Here is a 16,390-nt window from a genome sequence, read left to right as displayed (position 1 = left end):
ACGCCCCCAGGAGACGCGCGCGTGAACCCGGAAATGGTGATGACCCTGGCCTACAAGGCGATGCAGACCGCGGTCCTGCTGGCGGCGCCGATGCTGCTGATGGCCCTCCTCACCGGCTTGCTGATCAGCCTGTTCCAGGCCGCGACGCAGATCAACGAGATGACCCTGTCGTTCATCCCGAAGATCCTGGCGGTGTTCGCGGTGCTGGTGTTCGCCGGGCCCTGGCTGCTCGAGCTGATCACCACCTACACCCGCGAGCTGCTCACCAGCCTGCCGACATTGGTGCGCTGAACGCGCCCGCCGATGTTCACCGTCGACGCCGCCCAGCTCGAACTCTGGATCACCGCCTTCCTGTGGCCGTTCGCGCGCATCACCGGGTTTCTCGCCGCATCCCCGCTGTGGGGCCACAGCAGCGTGCCGACGCAGGCAAAGATCGGCCTCGCCGTCCTGGTGTCGATCCTGGTCGCCCCCACCCTGCCGCCGCTGCCCGACGCCGGGCCGTTTACCTGGGCGGGCGCCGGCATCCTGCTCGAACAGATCGTCATCGGGGTGGCGATCGGCCTGGTGATGCAGATCGCCTTTGCCACGGTACAGGCAGCGGGCGAATTCATCGGCCTGCAGATGGGCCTGGCCTTCGCCACCTTCTTCTCGCCCGACACCGGCACCAACACGATGATCCTGTCGCGCCTGCTGCACATGGTGACGCTGCTGCTGTTTCTCGCCTTCGACGGCCACCTGGTGGTGCTGGAAATCCTCGCCACCAGCTTCACCACCCTGCCGGTGGGGCTCGGCGGCCTGAACCCGGGCGCGTTCGCGATGCTGGCGCGCTACGGCGCGACGATCTTCGCCAGCGGCCTGCTGCTGGCGCTGCCGCTGGTGGCGCCGCTGCTGATCATGAACCTGACGCTGGGCATCCTGAACCGCTCCGCACCCCAGCTCACCGTGTTCAACATCGGCCTGCCGGCCTCGCTGAGCGTCGGCCTGGTGCTGCTGGCGGTGCTGATGCTCGACCTCGGCCGCTTCGTGCAGTCGCACTTCAGCGCCGTGCTCGGCTTCCTGCGCGAACTGCTCGACCTGCTCGCCCCGCTGGCAGGGTGAAACGTCCCCGCCGGGGGGGCGGGAAGGATGTCCCTCTGTCCGGCCCCCGCCCTTCGTTCAGTCCCCTTACATGCGGCTGAACAGGGACATGGTCTTCATCGTGGTGAACACTTCGTACGACGCCTGCAGGCCGACCTGGCGCAGGCTGTAGTCGGAAGCGGCCTGGACGTAGTCGAGATCGACCAGGTCGGACAGGGTCTGCTCGTAGTTGAGCATGCGGTTGGCGCCGACCGAGTCGACGACGTCGAGTTCGTTCAGGCGCGCCCCGGCCGAAGCGCGCACGGTTAGGACGTTGTCCTGGGCGTTGGCGAACTCGCGCATCGCCGTGTTCAGGGTGTTGCGCAGCGCGGCCTTGGCCATCGGGGTGTCGGCGGGCGTTTCGAGCACGGCGAGAACCTGCTCGAAGCTGCGGAAGATATCGGGGTCCATCTTCTGCGCAGGGGCGACCTCGAAGCGGTCGCCGTCCGCGGGGTCGCCTGCGAAGACCATGCTCAGGCCGGCGAAGGTGACCGGCTTGCCGCTTTCGTAGGTAAGGTCTTCAAGCCCGGGCACGGCGGCCCAGCTGCTGGTGGCCTCATCGTAACGCGACACTGTATAGGTCTGTGCGCCGCCGGCATCGATCGCGAACGCCACCCGGTGCCGGTCACGGTGTTCACCTACAGTGGCATCGACCACGCTCGGCCCGGTAAAGGTAACGCTGCCGGCATTCCCCTCGTCGGCACAGGCGAGATGGCCGGCGGTCCCCGGCACGCTGAGGAACACGTTCTCGCCGTTTTCCGCGACCTGCATCAGGCGCGAGGCGTCGATGCGCAGCGCGCGCGCGTTGCTGTCGCCGTTGTATTCGATGTTGCCGCTGCCGTCCTTCTGGAACGGCGGGCTGCCGTCCTGATAGCCACCGAACAGGTAGCGGCCGTTGCCGTCGGTGGCGTTGGCCTGGCCGATCGCCACTTCGTAGAGGCCGCGCAGCTCGCTCGCCACCGACTGGCGGTCGGCATCGCCTAGGGTGTCGCTCGAAGCCTGCACCAGCAGGGTGCGGGTGCGCTCGAGGACGCTGCTCAGGCTGTCGAGCACGCTCTCGGTCTGCGCCAGGGCGTTGCGCGCGCCGACGCGGGCGTCGGCATACTGTTCGGTGACCGCCTTCGCCTGCGACACCCCGACCGCGCGCGAAGCGGCCTGCGGATCGTCCGACGGATTGACCACGCGGCGCCCACTGGCGATCTGCTGGCCGGTCTTGAGGAAGCCGGCCTGCTGCCGGTTCATGGACGAAACGCTCTGTTCGTAGACGGTGACGGTGCTGATGCGCATGGCGGCGCTCCGGTGGGGATCAGGCCTTGAGGCCGAGGACGATGTCGAGCACCGTGGTGCCGGTTTCGATGACTTTGGCGTTGGCCTGGTAATACTGCTGGTAGCGGATCAGGTTGGCCGCCTCCTCGTCGAGGTTCACCCCCGACTCGGCCTGCTGCAGGCCCTGGAGCTGCTCCCTGAGACCGCTCATGGCCTGGAGGTTGACCTTGACCACGTTGGCGCGGTTGCCGACGTCGCCGACCATCGCGGCATAGGCCTGGGTGACGCTGGCGCGACCGCCGACGATGCTGGCACTCTGCAGATCCTGCAGTTTCAGGGCGTTGCGGTTGTCGCCGCTGCCGGCCGCGTCCGGCAGGCCGGCCGCAATCTGGTCGATGTCCGCAATCGCGACGTTGATGTTGCCGGCGCCACGACGCACCGGCTGGATCTCGAAACGGTCGCCGGTCTGCAGGAGGGCAGGATCGTCGAACGTCAAGGTGATGCCGCCGAAGCTCAGCGTCTTTCCTGTCGCGTCGTACTGCACTTCGATAGCGTCGAGCGAGGCCCCGGTGTCGCGGCGCACCACGGTGAAGTCGGGCGTCGCAGCGTTGGTGACCCGGACAGTGTAGTCGGTCGCACGCAGCGCCGTGTAATCGTCTTCAACATAGGCGGCACCGACGATCTCGGCCGAGCCCTTGTTGCGCGCATCGGCATAGGCTTGCGGGGCGCCGAGAGTGAAGAAATCGCCCCCCGCAGCGCCGTTGAGATCGACGCCCGCGGCATGCTGTTTGTTGAAGGCGAGCCCCAGGGTCACGGCGAGCTGGCCGAGCTGGTTCTGGGTGCGGTCGAGGGTCTCGCTGCGGAACGTGAGCACGCCGCCGAGGCTGCCACCAGTGATGACGTCGTCGGGAAGCACCGACAGCCCCCCACCGCCATCGCGGTAGGCGACCGCGAGGCGCTGCGGGTCGGTCTTCGAGGTCACCGCCTCGAGCCCGTAATGACGGGTGCCGGCCACCAGCGGCTGGCCGTTGGCGAGGCTGACGTTGTAGGTGGTGCCGTCCTGGATTTCCAGGCGCAGGTCGAGGCGCTCGGCGAGCTGCGCCACCATGTGGTCGCGCTGGTTGAGCAGGCTGTTGGGGGCCTCGCCGTTGCGCGCGCGCGCCAGCGCGATCTCGCGGTTGAGCGTGGCGAGCTGCTCGGCGAGGTTGTTGATCTGGAACACTTCGTCGCGGACCATGCCATTGACGCCCTCCTGCATGTCCTGCAGGTAGCCGTCGAAGCCGCGCAACTGCGCAGTCAGGGTATTGGCCGTGCCGAGCACGCCCTGGCGCGCGGCGGGATCGGAGGGCGCGGCGGCCAGATCCTGAAGCGACGAGAAGAAGTTCTGCATCAGCGGCGCGAGCCCGGCGTCGCGGTCGGCGAGCAGGTTGTCGATCTGCGCGATCTGGGTCTGATAGGCCTGCAGCGCGTTGACCGAGGACACCGTGCCGTTGAGCTGCGTGGCGACGAACTGGTCGAACTGGCGCTCGACGTCGCCGACCTTGACGCCGCCGCTGCCGGTCTCGGCGAAGCTCACGACCTCGCGGTTGTAGCCCGGGGTATAGACGTTGCTGACGTTGTTGCTGGTGGCGACGAGGGCGATTTGCGCCGTACGCAGGCCGGTGATGCCGATCGATTGAATGTCCATCGCTGTGTCCCAAAGTCTTGGTTGAAGCTATCGGCCGTGCGCCAGGCTTCTTGAGCCTTTCGCGGATCCGGCCCTACCGGGCTGCCGGGATCGCGCCGTGCCCGCGCGCTCAACCGCCCGGGAGCGTTCCCGGGCGGAGCGCGGCCAGTGGCGCACGGCGCGCGGCCAGGCCGGGGCCGATCCGGTCGAGGATCGCGCCGAGCTTGTCGGCGTAGGCGGGGTCGGTGGCGTAGCCGCCCTGCTGCAGCGCGTGGGCCGCGGCATGGGCGTCGGGCGCGCTGCGCACCGCGGCGTAGCGCGGACTGCGCGCGATGAGGCGGGCGTAGTCGGTGAAGGCCTGCTCGTAGGACGGGTAAACGCGGAAACGGGCGGTCTGCGCCTGGCGCTTGCCGTCGATGTACTCGTGGGTGCGCACTTCGGTGACCGCCCCCTTCCACTCCGCCCCGGCCTTGATCCCGAACAGGTTGTGGCTGTCGCGGCCGTCGGCGGCGGGAATGCGGCGCTGCCCCCAGCCAGTTTCGAGCGCGGCCTGGGCGATGATCAGCTCGGCCGGGACGCCGCTGGCACGGGCGGCGGCACGTGCCGGGGCGGCGATCCGGCTGACGAACTCACGCGCATGTTCAGGCAGCGCGGCGAAGGAATCAACCGCTGCGGCCGCGGACGGCATCGGGTCGCCACCCTGCGCCCACGGTGCAAGGGCGGCCTGCGGCTGGGTCGGATAGCGCGGCGGGGGCGCCGGCGCCGGATCGATCGCCGGAACGAGGCGCTCGCCGCCGCGCCAGCGCGCGCGATCGCTGGTGTCGGCTGCGGCGCCGGCGCCCGGCACCGCGCCCGAGGCAGGCCCCGCGGCCGGGATCGAGGCCGGCACGGGGGCCGGAAGCGGCGCCTGGAGGCGGGCGTCGAGCCGCCGCGGTTCGGCCGCAAGCGCGGCACCGGCCACCGCGCCGGGGCCGGCGTCGGCCGCGGGCGGCGCACCGGACGGACGCTGGGCCTGGAGCTGAGCCTGGAGCTGGGCGCTCAGCATGCGGGCGAGGCCGATGCCACGGCCGGCGATGCCCTGCGCCTGCTGCTGGTCGAGCAAGGCGGTGTAGAAGCGGCCGTTGCGCTCGTCGTAGAGGCCGGACTCGGGGATCGTCGCCCGCATGCCTTCGAGCATCTTCTGCACGAACAAGGCCTCGAACTGGCGCGCGGCTTCGTCGACCGCCGCGGCCGAGTCCTCGCGCGCGGTCCGCTTCAGGCGCTGCAGGCCGTGCACGTCGAGGGCCAGCGAGGCACGATCGGCAGACAGGCTCATCAGATCACCTCGAGCTCGGCGCGCAGCGCGCCGGCCGCCTTCAGCGCTTCGAGAATCGACATCAGGTCCTGCGCATTGACGCCGAGGGCGTTGAGCGCACGCACCACTTCGCCCAGCTCCGCGCCCTCGACCAGGCGCAGGGTGCCGGGCTGCTGTTCGATGCTGATCTTGCTGTCGGGCACGACCACGGTCTGTCCGCCACTGAATGGTGGCGGCTGCGACACCCGGTTTTCGGTGTCGATGACGATCGACAGGTTGCCGTGGGCCACCGCGGCACGGCCGAGGGTCACGGCGCGGTTCATCACCACCGAGCCGGTACGCGAGTTGATCACCACCCGCGCCGGGGCATCGCCCGGCGTCACCCGCAGGCTTTCGATGCGGGCGATGAAGCGCACCCGGTCATCGTCCTCGAGCGGGCCTTCGAGGGCGATGACGCGGCTGTTGCGGGCGGAGGCGACCACGCGCCGGAATTCGATGTTGATCGCGTTGACCACGCGCTGCGCGGTGCCGAAGTCGGCCTCGCGCAGTTCGAGCTCGAGGCGGCCGTCGTCACCGCCGAGCGCGAGCGCGACCTCGCGCTCGACCGTCGCGCCGCGGGCGATGCGCCCGCTCGCCTGGTGATTGACCTGCACGCTGCTGCCGCCGGCGGCGGCGGCAGCAGCCCCGCCGACCAGCAGGTTGCCCTGGGCGATGGCGTAGATCTCGCCATCGACGCCCTTCAGCGGCGTCATCAGCAAGGTGCCGTTGCGCAGGCTGCGGGCGTTGCCGATCGAGGACACGACGACGTCGATGCGCTGGCCGGGGCGGGCGAACGGCGGCAGCTCGGCGGTGACCATCACCGCGGCGACGTTGCGCAGCTGCATGTTGGTCCCCGGCGGCACGGTGACGCCGAGCTGCGACAGCATGTTGGCCAGGCTCTGGGTGGTGAACGGGGCCTGGGTGGTCTGGTCGCCGCTGTTGTCGAGGCCGACGACGAGGCCGTAGCCGACGAGCTGGTTGTCGCGCACGCCGGCGAAGCTGGCCAGTTCGCGGATGGTTTCGGCCTGCGCCGGCAGCGCCCCGAGCAGCGCGGACAGGCACAGCAGGGCCGCCGCGACGCGGCACAGTCGGCGCATCAGCCGGTACCCGGGCAGTTCAGAAAGGAGTGACATTCAGGAAAAACCGCTGCAGCCAGCCCATCGTCTGGGCTTCGTTGATGTAGCCATCGCCGATGTACTCGATACGGGCGTCGGCGACCTGGGTCGAGGCCACGGTGTTCTGGGCGGTGATGGTGCGCGGATTGACGACGCCGGAGAAGCGGATGAATTCGACCCCCTGGTTGATCGCGATGCGCTTTTCCCCCTGCACGCGCAGGTTGCCGTTGGGTTCGACGTCGGCGACCCAGACCGTGATCGTGCCTACGAACTTGTTGTTCGCCCTCGCCGCGCCCTTGCCTTCGAAGTCGTTGCTGCCCGACAGGTCGAAACCGAAATCGGTGAGTTTTTTCAGCTTGTCGGGAACCTGCGCCGGGACGAAGTCGGCACCGCCCTTACGGTTGGCGCTGGCGCTGGAGCTCTTGCTGGCGCTGACTTCCTCGTCGAGGACGATGGTGAGGATGTCCCCCGGGCGGCGCGGACGGCGATCCTCGAACAGCGGCTGCAAGCCGTGCGCGGACTGGAAGATGGCGCCGTTGGCGGGCGCCGCCACGACCGGGGTGGCGGGCGTGCGCTGGAGATCGCCGACCACCGAAGGGCGCGGCAGCTGGGCACAGGCGCCGAGCGCGAGGGCGGCGAGAAGCGCCGGCAGGGCGGCGGGGCGCCGTGGCCGGGCGCGAAGCAACAGCGCGGCCATCACAGCTGGGCGAGGCGGGCCAGCATCTCGTCGCTCGTCTTCACCGCGCGGCTGTTGATCTCGTAGGCACGCTGGGTCTCGATCATGTTGACCATTTCCTCGACCACATTGACGTTGGAGACTTCGACGTATTCCTGGAACAGGCGGCCGGCGCCGTTGACGCCGGGGATGGTGTCGTTGCGCGCGCCCGAAGTCGCGGTTTCGCGGTACAGGTTGCCGCCGATGCTCTCCAGTCCGCTCGAGTTGACGAAGGTGGAGACGGTGATCTGGCCGACCTGGTTGGCTTCGGTGATGCCGGGCTGGGTCACCGAGACGATGCCGTCCTCGCCGATCGACACCGACAAGGCGTTTTCCGGGATGAAGATCGCGGGTTCGAGCGGATAGCCGTTGGCCGTGACCATCTGGCCGTTTTCGTCGAGCTGGAAGCTGCCGTCGCGGGTGAACGCGGCCGAGCCGTCGACCAGGCGGACCTGAAAGAAACCCTGGCCATTGATCGCCAGGTCGCGCGAGCTGCCGGTGTGCTGCAGGCCGCCCTGGGTGTGCAGGCGCTCGGTGGCCACCGGGCGCACCCCGGTGCCGACCTGCATCCCCGAAGGCAGCCGGTTCTGGACATCGTTCTGGGCGCCGGGCTGACGCAGGTTCTGGTACAGCAGGTCCTCGAACACCGCGCGCGAGCGCTTAAAGCCGTTGGTGCTGACGTTGGCGAGGTTGTTGGCGATGACGTCGAGCTTGACCTGCTGCGATTCGAGGCCGGTCTTGGCCGTCCACAAGGATTTGATCACGGTGAATGCTCCTGTTCTGTCCTCAGCCCTGCAGGGACAGCAGGCTGTTTGCGCGTTGGGCGTTTTCGTCGGCGGTGCCGATGACCTTCATCTGCATCTCGTAGCGGCGGGCGAGATCGATCATCGACACCATGGTTTCGACCGCGGAGACGTTGCTGCCTTCGAGGGCGCCGCTGATCAGCCGCTGCCTGTCGCTCGCGGGGAGCGGGGCGATGTTGCCCTCGGCATCGGGCGGCGGGCGGAACAGGCCGTCGTCGCCGCGCTGCAGGGCGGCGCCGCGGCCATCGACGAGCTTGATGCGCCCGACCGCGACCAGCGCCTTGGGATTTTCGCCGACGCCGATCACACTCACCGTGCCGTCGCTGCCGATGAAGGTGTCGGCCCCCGGCGGTACCATCAGCGGCCCACCTTCGCCGACCACCGGGCGGCCGTTGCTGGTGAGCATGCCCGCGCCGTCGAGCTGGAGGTCGCCGCGGCGGGTGTAGGCCTCGCCGCCACCGGCCGCCTGCACCGCAATCCAGCCTTCACCTTCGAGGGCGATGTCGAGGGCGCGCCCGGTGCGGGTGATCGGCCCGGCGCGGAAGTCCGCGCCCGGCGTCGACGCCACCGTAGACACCCGCGTCGGCAGGGTGCCGACGCCTTCGACCGGCACTGCACGGGCGGCGTGGAGCTGGGCGCGGAAGCCGCTGGTCGACACGTTGGCGAGGTTGTGGCTGACCACTTCCTGCTGCGCCATCGTCTGGCTGGCGCCGCTCATCGCGGTGTAGAGGATTCTGTCCATGGCGTGCGCCCGGCCCCGTCGCGTGCGCGTCAGCGCAGGTTGATCGAAGTCTGCAGAAGCTCGTCCTGCGTCTTGATCGTCTGCGAGTTGGCCTGGTAGGCGCGCTGGGTGACGATCATGTCGACGAGCTGCTTGGCCAGATCGACGTTGGAGGTTTCGACCGCACCCGCCTGCAGGGCACCGAGCGAACCGGAACCGGCGATGCCGACGAGCTCGCTACCGGCACTCACCGTGGGCTGCCACATGTTGTCGCCGATCGGCGACAGGCCTTCGGCATTGCGGAAACTCGCCAGCACGATCTGCCCGGCGGAGGCGGAACGCTCGTTCGAGTACTTGCGCATCACCGTGCCGTCGGCCTCGATCGAAAGGCCGACCAGCGTGCCCGAGGTGTAGCCGTCCTGGGTCAGCGCATTCTGCGTCGAGGTGTTGGAGAACTGGGTGGAACCCTTGAGGATGAATTCGAAGCTCAAATCGCTAGGCTCGCCACCCAGTTCGGCGCTGGTGAAGCCGATCTCGACCTTGTCGTCAGCAGTGCCGGCAGCGGAGGCATGGACGATATCCACAAGCTTGCCGCTGCTGTCGAACGCGAGCGTGAAGTCGTTAGCTGCTTTATAGAAACCGTCGATCGCCACCTTGGCCGACCACGCATTAGCACCGGTTTTTTGATAATAGACGGTGACGTTGCGCGCCGTTCCGAGCGAATCGAACACGGTGAAGCTGTTCGAGTAGTTGTAGTCCAGGTCGATGCTTGCCGACTCGTCCGCCGGCGTCGCCGGATCGTCAGGAGTGGTCGTGGTCGCCACCCGCGCCTGGCTCAGCAGATCAGGATTGGTCTGGTCGATGCGCGCATCGAGGTTGTAGGTCGCACTGACATTCGTCGTTGCTGCCGCCGGCATGTCGTCCGGATAGATCCGGAGCGCTACCGGAGAGCCGCCGGTGGCCGGCTCGGAAAACGCGTCGTTCGGGTCGTTGAGCCCGTAGCCCATGATCTTCGCGCCCTGCGAATTGACCAGGTAGCCGTCGGCGGTCATCTGCAGCTGGCCGTTGCGCGAGTAGCCGATTTCGCCGCTGGAGAGCTGGAAACGGAAGAAGCCGTCACCAGCGATGGCGACGTCGAGGCCGCGGCCGGTGGTTTCGAGGTTGCCCGTCTTGAAGTCCTGCACCGTCGATCCGACCTGGGTCCCCAGGCCGATCTTGCTGCCGGCGCCGGCGAAGATGTCGGCGAAGGTGATCGAGCTCGACTTGAAGCCCACCGTCTGGGTGTTGGCGATGTTGTTGCCGAGCACGTCCAGCTTGGCCGATGCGGCATTCAAGCCGCTGAGAGCCTGCGAAAAACCCATTTATCGCTCCTCGATGCGGAGAACCGGCTGGCCATCCATGGGCCGCCGCCCCGTCCCCGACTGCATTGATGAAAAAGACCGGCTTCAGAGAATCTGCTTGACCGCGCCGAATTCGACCTGACCGTAGATGGCGCCCAGATCGAGCAGGAAGCCGCCTTTGTCGCCCACCGGCACCACGCCGCCGACCAGCGCGTAGTTGAAGGTGCTGATTTCGACCGCCTTGTCGCCCTGCAGGGCTTCGACCTGCACCCGGTAGGCGCCCGGCGCCGCCGCCGCTCCCTGGCTGTTGAGGCCGTCCCAGGTGAAGGTTTCCATCCCGGCATCGACGGCGCCCAGTTCGTAGCGATTGACCACCTGCCCCCCCGCATCGATGATCGAAACGGCGAGATTGTCGGCGGGCCCGGCCAGCTCGATGCCGAACGGCGTGGACGCCGGGACGCCATCGGCGTCGTGATCGAGCAGCACGCGGTCGCCCGGCACGAGCACGCCCTTGCCGATCAGGGAGGCCGCTTCGAGCATGCCGCTGGCCTCGATCTGGGTGGAGATCAGCTCCAGGGTGCGATTGAGCTCCTCGATGCCGCTGACGGTGTTGATCTGCGCGAGCTGCGAAGTCATCTCCGCGTTGTCCATCGGGTCGAGCGGGTTCTGGTTCTTCAGCTGGGTGGTCAGCATCGTCATGAAGCTGTCACGCAGCTCCGCGGACTGACGGGCGGCAGCCGTTGCGCTGTGGTTGAGCGTGCTCAGGACGGAAGTGTCGATGGTGGTGCTCATGGGAATCAGCCCTCGCCCAGGGTCAGGGTCTTGAGCATCAGCTGCTTGCTCGTGTTCATGATTTCGACGTTCGCCTGATAGGCGCGCGAAGCCGAGATCATGTTGACCATTTCATGCACCGGATCGACGTTGGGCATGGTGACGTAGCCTTCGCCATTGGCCAGCGGATGCTCCGGACGGTACTCCATACGCATCGGCGAGGGGTCGTCGATGACTTCCTTGACGCGCACGCCGCCGACCCCGGCCTGCGCCGCGACGGTCTCGAACACGACCTGGCGGGCACGGTAGGGCTGGCCGTCGGGGCCGGTGACGCTGTCGGCGTTGGCGAGATTGCTCGCCGACACGTTCATGCGCTTCGCCTGGGCCGACAGCGCCGAAGCGGAAATGTCGAATATCGAAAACATCGTCATGGCGACGATTCCCCTCTAGGTTGATCTCATTCGGGCGCCATCGCGCCCTTGAGGCCCTGGATACGCTGATTGAGCAACGTCAGCGCGGCCTGGTAACGCACCGAGTTGTCGGCGAAGGCGCTGCGCTCGCGGTCCATATCGACGGTGTTGCCATCGAGGCTGGCCTGGTCGGGCACCCGGTACAGCACTTCGCCCACCGCCGCCGGCGCCCCGCGGCGGGCAAGGTGACCGGGCGCGGTGGCGGCGAGTTCGAGGCGCCCGCCGCGCCGCCCGAGGGCGGCGGCGAATTCGGTGCGGAAGTCGATATCGCGCGCCTTGAACCCGGGGGTGTCGGCGTTGGCGATGTTGGCGGCGAGGATCTTCTGCCGCTCGTGGCGCAACGACAGGGCTTGTCGATGGTGGTTGAGCGCTTCTTCCAGGCGGTCGGTCACGACGGGATCCCCACGTTGCACAAAATTCCAGTCGGGCCAGAATAGCCGCCGCAGCGCCAACCCAAAGAGGGGAACAGCCGGGGTTTGCAGGAGCAGTTCGGTGCTTTTGCATCCGCCGCCGCGGCTGGCACAATGGCGGTCTGTTTTCCTCCCTGCCCCACATTCCGGCACGCCCGCGCGGACTCTCGTCACCCAGACGCTCCCGCCCGCCCCGTGCCGCCTGGCCGATGCCCCACCCGCCTGCCGCCCGATCGTCCGAACCGCCGATGCCCCTCCGCACGCATCCCGCCCTGCGCCCGATGCGGCGCATGGCGGGGCTGGTGACCGCGCTCGCGCTGTGCACCAGCGCGGTGGCGCAAGACCCGGGCGCGGAGCACGTCCTCCACGCCCGGGTGCAGGCCTTCCTGACCGAGCGCGCCGCGGTCGACGGCGACGAGGTCGAGGTCGAGGTCTTTGCTTCCGCTGCCAGCCTGCCGCCCTGCACCGCCCCCGAGCCGTTCCTGTCCGCCCCCGCGCAGCGCGTGCTCGGACGGGTCGCGGTGGGTGTGCGCTGCGACGGCGAGCCGCGCCATGTGCGCTATCTGCAGGCCGAAGTGCGGATCAACGGCCGCTACTGGGTCGCCGCCCGCGACATCGCCGCCGGCGAGATCGTGGCCGCCGACGCCCTGCGCGAGCAGCGCGGCGAGCTGTCGGCGCTGCCGCGCGACATCGTGCGCATCGCCGCAGAGCTTGTCGGGCGCCAGGCCCAGCGCCGGCTCGCCGCCGACACACCGCTGCAGGCGCACCAGTTCCGCACCGTGCCGCTGGTCGAACGCGGCCAGCGCGTCGTCGTGGAGGCGCGGGGCGAGCGCTTTCACGTCCGCCGCGAAGGCACGGCGCTCGAGCCGGGTGGGCACGGCGAACGGGTGCGGGTGCGTTTCGGCAAGGACGAAATCGTGCACGCCGAAGTGATCGGCGCCGGCGTGCTGGCGATCAGCTTCCAGACGCCCCACTGAGCCCCACTGGCACGGGCCGCGGCGATCGCCTAAAGTTCGAGGGCGCCTTGCCGATGATCAAGATCGACAACACTGCGAATTACGAGGCTTCATCGTGAAGATCAATACTCAAAGTCCACTCGTCCGCGGCGGCCAGGGCGTACAGCCGGCCGACGATGCGGCGCGCCCGCGCGGCGCCGCGGCCGCAGCGCCGCGCGAGGCCGGCACCCCGGCCGCGATCTCGCACCTGAGCCAGCGCGCCACCGACGGCCGCCAGGACATCGACCCCGTCCGCGTCGCCGAACTGCGCGAAGCGATCCGCGAAGGCCGCCTCGCGATCGACCCCGCGCGCATCGCCGACCGCCTGCTCGAGAGCGTCAGCGAACTTCTCCAGGGCAAGAGCGGGGCGTGAGCCTGCAGCGCCTTCTCGTCGACCAGCGCCAGCGCGTCGACGCCCTGATCGCCCTGCTCGAACAAGAGCAGCGTGCGCTCGCCGCCGAGCAGGTCGACGGCGAGCGGATCGTCGAACTCGCCCGCGCCAAGCAGGCGGTGCTCGAACCTCTCGGCCGGACCGAGACACGGCGCCAGGCCGTGCAGCAGCACCTGGGCTATGGCGCCGGGCTCGACGGTGCCCTCGAAGCGGCGCGGGAAGCGGGCTGCGAAGCCGACTGGCTCGCCCTCCAGGAGCGGGCCGCGCACGCCGCCCGCCTCAACGCCCTGGGCGGACAGCTGCTGCAGATCCGCATGCGCGGCAACCAGCGCATCCTCGACTTCATCCGCGAACTCGCCGAAAAGACGCCTTACAGCGCCGACGGCCAGCCCGGCCGACGCCCGGGCCGGGTCGACGTTTCGGCCTGAACGCTCCGCCCCGGGCGCGCGCGTGTAAGCCCGTCAGACACCGGGCTGCGGCCGGTGCCGCACACGACGGCCAGCCCGCATCCTCATTGCCATAAGGTCCGCACCGCGGCTTCGGGCCCGAAGTGGTGGGCAAGCTGCGCCTGCAGCAGCTCGGCGGTGGCCAGTGCGTCGGTGAGCGCATGGTGGGCGCGATAGCGCGGCAGGCGATAGCGCGCGCGACAGTCGGCGAGGCGCACCGAGAGCGGCGCGGGCCTGCGCCCGAACACGCGCGCCAGCCAAGCAGCCGGCGGCCGGCGCTGCAGACGCGACTCCAGCGCCATGGTGTCGATCACCGGAAACTCGATCCCTTCGCCGATACACGCCCGCAGCGCCGCGTCCAGGAAAGCGCGCTCGATCTCGCGGCAGTGCACGACGACGACGCGACCGGCCAGGACCGCCAGCAGCTCGCCGAGGATGGCGCCGAAATCCGGCGCCGCCTCGATCTGCGCGTGGGTGATCCCGTGGATGACGACCGACTCCGGATTGAGTCTGGCACGCGGACGCAGCACCCAGTAGTGCGAGGCGCTCGACTGGATGCGGTCGAGCCGCATCGGGATCGCCCCGATGCTGACGATCCCGTCGCGGCGCGGGTCGAGCCCGGTGGTTTCGATATCCACCGCCACCATCGGCACCTCGCCCATCGGCGTGGCGGCCGCGGGCAGGCTCTCGGCATAGAAGCGGCGCAGCCGGGGGTCGCGCGCCGCAGCGGCAAGCCCGGCGAAGCGCCGCGACCAGTCCGGCCCCTGCGCATCCGTCCTGCGCCCGCCTTCTCGCTTGCCCTGCAACGAACGCAGGTCGCCCAGATGCAGCATCGATGCCCGTCCCTTCCGCCGCCTACCCCACCCGCCCGGGCTGGTAGCGGTACTTGACGAATTTCTGCGCGTTGCCGAGGATCAGGAAGGCGTCGCGCAGGCTCTTGCGTTCGAATTCGGACAGGTTCTCGGGGTCGATGCCGTTGTCCGGCTCGACTCCGGCGGCGAGGTCTTCGGCCTGATGGCGGGCGCGCACCATCGAGATGAATTCGAGCGCGTCGTACAGATCCTGCCCGCGCCCGAGCGGCAGGATCGCGGCGTCGATGATGTCCTTCAGGCGCTCGAAGGAGTTCAGCGCCTGCGACCCGATCGCCAGCGCATGCACCCGTACCAGGTCGGCGAGCGGCGCGGTACCGCGGCGCTTGATGTTGATCGCGCGCGTGTGGCGGCCGTCGGATTCGACCACGAAGTCCTTGAAGAAGCCCAGCGGCGGCGTGCGCAGCAAGGCATTGCGCGCCATGCAGGCAAGAAAGCGCGAATCGCCCCTGGCCTTGCGCGCGATCAGCTCACGCAGGCGCACCGCCCATTCGATGCGCCCCCACACGCCGTCGAGATCGAAGAAGATGCCGGCGTCGAGCAGCGACTCCGGCGTGGGACGCTCGATCCAGTCGCTGAAGGTGCGCTCCCACACGCGCAAAGGCTGGCGCCAGCGCGCGTTGGTCGCCATCACCCCGCCGCTGCAGTAGGTGTAGCCGCAGCGCGCGAGGCCGTCGCAGACGAAGGCGGCGAGCGCCTTGAAGTAGGCGTCGTGCTGCCCCGGGTCGAAGCGGTTGTCGAGCACCAGGGCGTTGTCCTGGTCGGTGACGATCATCTGCTCCTGGCGCGCCATCGAGCCCAGGGCGAGGAAGCAGTACGGCACCGGCGGCGGGCCGAGCTCGGCTTCGGCCAGTTCGAGCAGGCGCTGCTTGAAGCTGCGCCCGATCGCCGCCATCGCACTGCCCACCATGTGCGAGCTGGCGTCCTCGCCGACCATGCGCACGAAACAGGCGCGCACCTCGGGCACCAGGGCGACGAGCTCGTCCACCGACGGCTGGCGGAAGATGCTGCCGACCACAAACAGGCTGTTGCGCGACTCGTAGCGGATGATGTCGGAGAGCGCGATCACCCCCAGCGGACGCTGGTTTTTCAGCACCGGCAGGTGATGCACGTTGTGGCGCAGCATCGCCAGCATGGCCTCGAACACGAGCTGGTTGTGGTTCACCGCGACCACCCCGCGCGACATGACTTCCGCCACCGGGGTGTCGTAGGGCAGGCCGGGGGCGACCAGGCGGGTGCGCAGGTCGCGGTCGGTGACGATGCCGGCGAGCAGCGGCAGCTCGGGTACGTCCGGGTTGGCGTCGAGGACCAGCAACGAGGACACGCCCTCCTCGCTCATGCGCTGCGCCAGCTCGCGCGCGCTGGCGGTGCTGGCGAGCGTCACCGCCGGGCGCCCGACCAGGGTGGCGACGGTGGCCGACAGCGGATCGTTGGCGTCCTCGCGCCGCGACATCACCTGGCGCAAGCGGGTGCGGTCCTCGACCTCGACCAGGTCGGCGAAGCGCTCGTGCTGGTCGAACAGCTCGGCGAACAGCTCGCGCGGAATGAGGTAGAGCAGCGTGTCTTCCAGCGCCGCGACCGGAAAGCGCACCCGGCCGTTGCGCAGCAGGCCGAACTCGCCGAAATAGCCGCCGGCGGTGAGGCGGTTGTAGAGCGCACCGTTGCGGCGGAAGACTTCCACCGCGCCGCTGCGCACCACGTGCCAGAATTCGGCGACCTGGCCGAATTCGACGATCTGCTCACCCGCCTTGTAGTAGCGCACATCAACCGCCGCAGCCACGCGCTGCAGCACCTCTTCGGGGAGCTCGTCGAAGGGCGGGTGGGCACGGAGAAAATCGAGGATTTCGAGCTGTTCGACCTGCATGGCTGCGGTTCCGGTTGTCGGTGAAGCGGCGGCGCCCCCGCGCATGATGCGCCAGCTCCGCTCCCGCGCGCAGCCCCGCGCCGGCGACGGCTCTGCGAC

At 69.0% G+C, this 16,390-nt stretch carries 18 protein-coding genes; 5 read left to right on the top strand and 13 right to left on the bottom strand.

Going from position 1 to position 16,390, the window contains the following annotated elements; all coding sequences use genetic code 11:
- Positions 1–21 precede the first annotated feature (21 nt).
- Positions 22–291, top strand: a complete 270-nt coding sequence (gene fliQ / locus Tchl_RS01830; RefSeq protein ID WP_075146885.1) for a flagellar biosynthesis protein FliQ — start codon at positions 22–24, stop codon at positions 289–291.
- 12 nt (positions 292–303) lie between these two features.
- Complete coding sequence (fliR, locus tag Tchl_RS01825; RefSeq protein ID WP_075146884.1) at positions 304–1,098, top strand: flagellar biosynthetic protein FliR; 795 nt, start codon at positions 304–306, stop codon at positions 1,096–1,098.
- 66 nt (positions 1,099–1,164) lie between these two features.
- Here fliR and flgL read toward each other — a convergent pair whose 3' ends face one another.
- The 11 genes from flgL to flgB form a co-directional block, all read right to left on the bottom strand.
- Complete coding sequence (flgL, locus tag Tchl_RS01820) at positions 1,165–2,403, bottom strand: flagellar hook-associated protein FlgL (RefSeq protein ID WP_075146883.1); 1,239 nt, start codon at positions 2,401–2,403, stop codon at positions 1,165–1,167.
- Between the two features lie 19 nt (positions 2,404–2,422).
- Positions 2,423–4,069 (bottom strand): flagellar hook-associated protein FlgK, encoded by a 1,647-nt coding sequence (gene flgK, locus Tchl_RS01815; protein WP_075146882.1) that lies wholly within the window; start codon positions 4,067–4,069, stop codon positions 2,423–2,425.
- A 109-nt stretch (positions 4,070–4,178) separates the two neighbouring features.
- On the bottom strand, positions 4,179–5,363 hold the full coding sequence (flgJ, locus tag Tchl_RS01810) for a flagellar assembly peptidoglycan hydrolase FlgJ (protein WP_075146881.1): 1,185 nt from the start codon (positions 5,361–5,363) through the stop codon (positions 4,179–4,181).
- Complete coding sequence (locus Tchl_RS01805; RefSeq protein ID WP_232311639.1) at positions 5,363–6,514, bottom strand: flagellar basal body P-ring protein FlgI; 1,152 nt, start codon at positions 6,512–6,514, stop codon at positions 5,363–5,365. Before Tchl_RS01805 ends, flgJ begins: the two co-directional genes overlap by 1 nt.
- Complete coding sequence (locus Tchl_RS01800; protein ID WP_075146879.1) at positions 6,498–7,193, bottom strand: flagellar basal body L-ring protein FlgH; 696 nt, start codon at positions 7,191–7,193, stop codon at positions 6,498–6,500. The genes Tchl_RS01805 and Tchl_RS01800 overlap by 17 nt, the downstream gene beginning before the upstream one ends.
- Positions 7,193–7,975, bottom strand: coding sequence for a flagellar basal-body rod protein FlgG (flgG, locus tag Tchl_RS01795; protein WP_075146878.1), 783 nt, complete (start codon positions 7,973–7,975; stop codon positions 7,193–7,195). The genes Tchl_RS01800 and flgG overlap by 1 nt, the downstream gene beginning before the upstream one ends.
- A 22-nt stretch (positions 7,976–7,997) precedes the next feature.
- The gene (locus tag Tchl_RS01790) at positions 7,998–8,756 is read right to left on the bottom strand and encodes a flagellar basal body rod protein FlgF (protein ID WP_075146877.1); all 759 of its coding nucleotides are present in this window, start codon (positions 8,754–8,756) and stop codon (positions 7,998–8,000) included.
- A 29-nt stretch (positions 8,757–8,785) separates the two neighbouring features.
- A complete protein-coding gene (gene flgE, locus Tchl_RS01785) occupies positions 8,786–10,096 on the bottom strand; it encodes a flagellar hook protein FlgE (protein WP_075146876.1) in 1,311 nt (436 codons plus the stop codon).
- A gap of 84 nt (positions 10,097–10,180) precedes the next feature.
- A complete protein-coding gene (locus Tchl_RS01780) occupies positions 10,181–10,867 on the bottom strand; it encodes a flagellar hook assembly protein FlgD (RefSeq protein WP_075146875.1) in 687 nt (228 codons plus the stop codon).
- Positions 10,868–10,872: 5 nt separating this feature from the next.
- Positions 10,873–11,277, bottom strand: a complete 405-nt coding sequence (gene flgC, locus Tchl_RS01775) for a flagellar basal body rod protein FlgC (protein WP_075146874.1) — start codon at positions 11,275–11,277, stop codon at positions 10,873–10,875.
- Between the two features lie 26 nt (positions 11,278–11,303).
- Positions 11,304–11,708: a flagellar basal body rod protein FlgB gene (flgB, locus tag Tchl_RS01770; protein WP_075146873.1), complete on the bottom strand. Its 405-nt coding sequence runs from the start codon at positions 11,706–11,708 to the stop codon at positions 11,304–11,306.
- Between the two features lie 266 nt (positions 11,709–11,974).
- Here flgB and flgA point away from each other — a divergent pair, with 266 nt between their 5' ends.
- From flgA to Tchl_RS01755, 3 genes are all read left to right on the top strand, one after another.
- Complete coding sequence (flgA, locus tag Tchl_RS01765; protein ID WP_075146872.1) at positions 11,975–12,703, top strand: flagellar basal body P-ring formation chaperone FlgA; 729 nt, start codon at positions 11,975–11,977, stop codon at positions 12,701–12,703.
- A gap of 94 nt (positions 12,704–12,797) precedes the next feature.
- Positions 12,798–13,094 (top strand): flagellar biosynthesis anti-sigma factor FlgM, encoded by a 297-nt coding sequence (gene flgM / locus Tchl_RS01760; protein WP_083945097.1) that lies wholly within the window; start codon positions 12,798–12,800, stop codon positions 13,092–13,094.
- Positions 13,091–13,540, top strand: a complete 450-nt coding sequence (locus tag Tchl_RS01755) for a flagella synthesis protein FlgN (protein ID WP_075146871.1) — start codon at positions 13,091–13,093, stop codon at positions 13,538–13,540. The genes flgM and Tchl_RS01755 overlap by 4 nt, the downstream gene beginning before the upstream one ends.
- Positions 13,541–13,623: 83 nt before the next feature.
- Here the strand turns inward: Tchl_RS01755 and Tchl_RS01750 are convergent, their stop codons facing one another.
- Both Tchl_RS01750 and Tchl_RS01745 read right to left on the bottom strand, forming a co-directional pair.
- Entirely contained in the window at positions 13,624–14,391 is a 768-nt protein-coding gene (locus tag Tchl_RS01750; RefSeq protein WP_075146870.1) for a 3'-5' exonuclease, read from the bottom strand.
- Positions 14,392–14,413: 22 nt separating this feature from the next.
- A complete protein-coding gene (locus Tchl_RS01745) occupies positions 14,414–16,291 on the bottom strand; it encodes a DUF294 nucleotidyltransferase-like domain-containing protein (protein ID WP_075146869.1) in 1,878 nt (625 codons plus the stop codon).
- Positions 16,292–16,390 lie beyond the last annotated feature (99 nt).

It is taken from the genome of Thauera chlorobenzoica, from assembly GCF_001922305.1.
In the GTDB taxonomy this organism is placed as follows: Bacteria; Pseudomonadota; Gammaproteobacteria; order Burkholderiales; family Rhodocyclaceae; genus Thauera; species Thauera chlorobenzoica.
The sequence above is the reverse complement of the archived record's forward strand: the minus strand, read 5'-3'. Positions and strand labels throughout refer to the sequence as shown.

Coding starts and splice junctions, on each gene's coding strand:
- fliR (WP_075146884.1), top strand. CDS start 304: ATGTTCACCGTCGACGCCGCCCAGCTCGAACTCTGGATCACCGCCTTC.
- flgL (WP_075146883.1), bottom strand. CDS start 2,403: ATGCGCATCAGCACCGTCACCGTCTACGAACAGAGCGTTTCGTCCATG.
- flgK (WP_075146882.1), bottom strand. CDS start 4,069: ATGGACATTCAATCGATCGGCATCACCGGCCTGCGTACGGCGCAAATC.
- flgJ (WP_075146881.1), bottom strand. CDS start 5,363: ATGAGCCTGTCTGCCGATCGTGCCTCGCTGGCCCTCGACGTGCACGGC.
- Tchl_RS01805 (WP_232311639.1), bottom strand. CDS start 6,514: ATGTCACTCCTTTCTGAACTGCCCGGGTACCGGCTGATGCGCCGACTG.
- Tchl_RS01800 (WP_075146879.1), bottom strand. CDS start 7,193: ATGGCCGCGCTGTTGCTTCGCGCCCGGCCACGGCGCCCCGCCGCCCTG.
- Tchl_RS01790 (WP_075146877.1), bottom strand. CDS start 8,756: ATGGACAGAATCCTCTACACCGCGATGAGCGGCGCCAGCCAGACGATG.
- flgE (WP_075146876.1), bottom strand. CDS start 10,096: ATGGGTTTTTCGCAGGCTCTCAGCGGCTTGAATGCCGCATCGGCCAAG.
- Tchl_RS01780 (WP_075146875.1), bottom strand. CDS start 10,867: ATGAGCACCACCATCGACACTTCCGTCCTGAGCACGCTCAACCACAGC.
- flgC (WP_075146874.1), bottom strand. CDS start 11,277: ATGACGATGTTTTCGATATTCGACATTTCCGCTTCGGCGCTGTCGGCC.
- flgA (WP_075146872.1), top strand. CDS start 11,975: ATGCCCCTCCGCACGCATCCCGCCCTGCGCCCGATGCGGCGCATGGCG.
- Tchl_RS01750 (WP_075146870.1), bottom strand. CDS start 14,391: ATGCTGCATCTGGGCGACCTGCGTTCGTTGCAGGGCAAGCGAGAAGGC.
- Tchl_RS01745 (WP_075146869.1), bottom strand. CDS start 16,291: ATGCAGGTCGAACAGCTCGAAATCCTCGATTTTCTCCGTGCCCACCCG.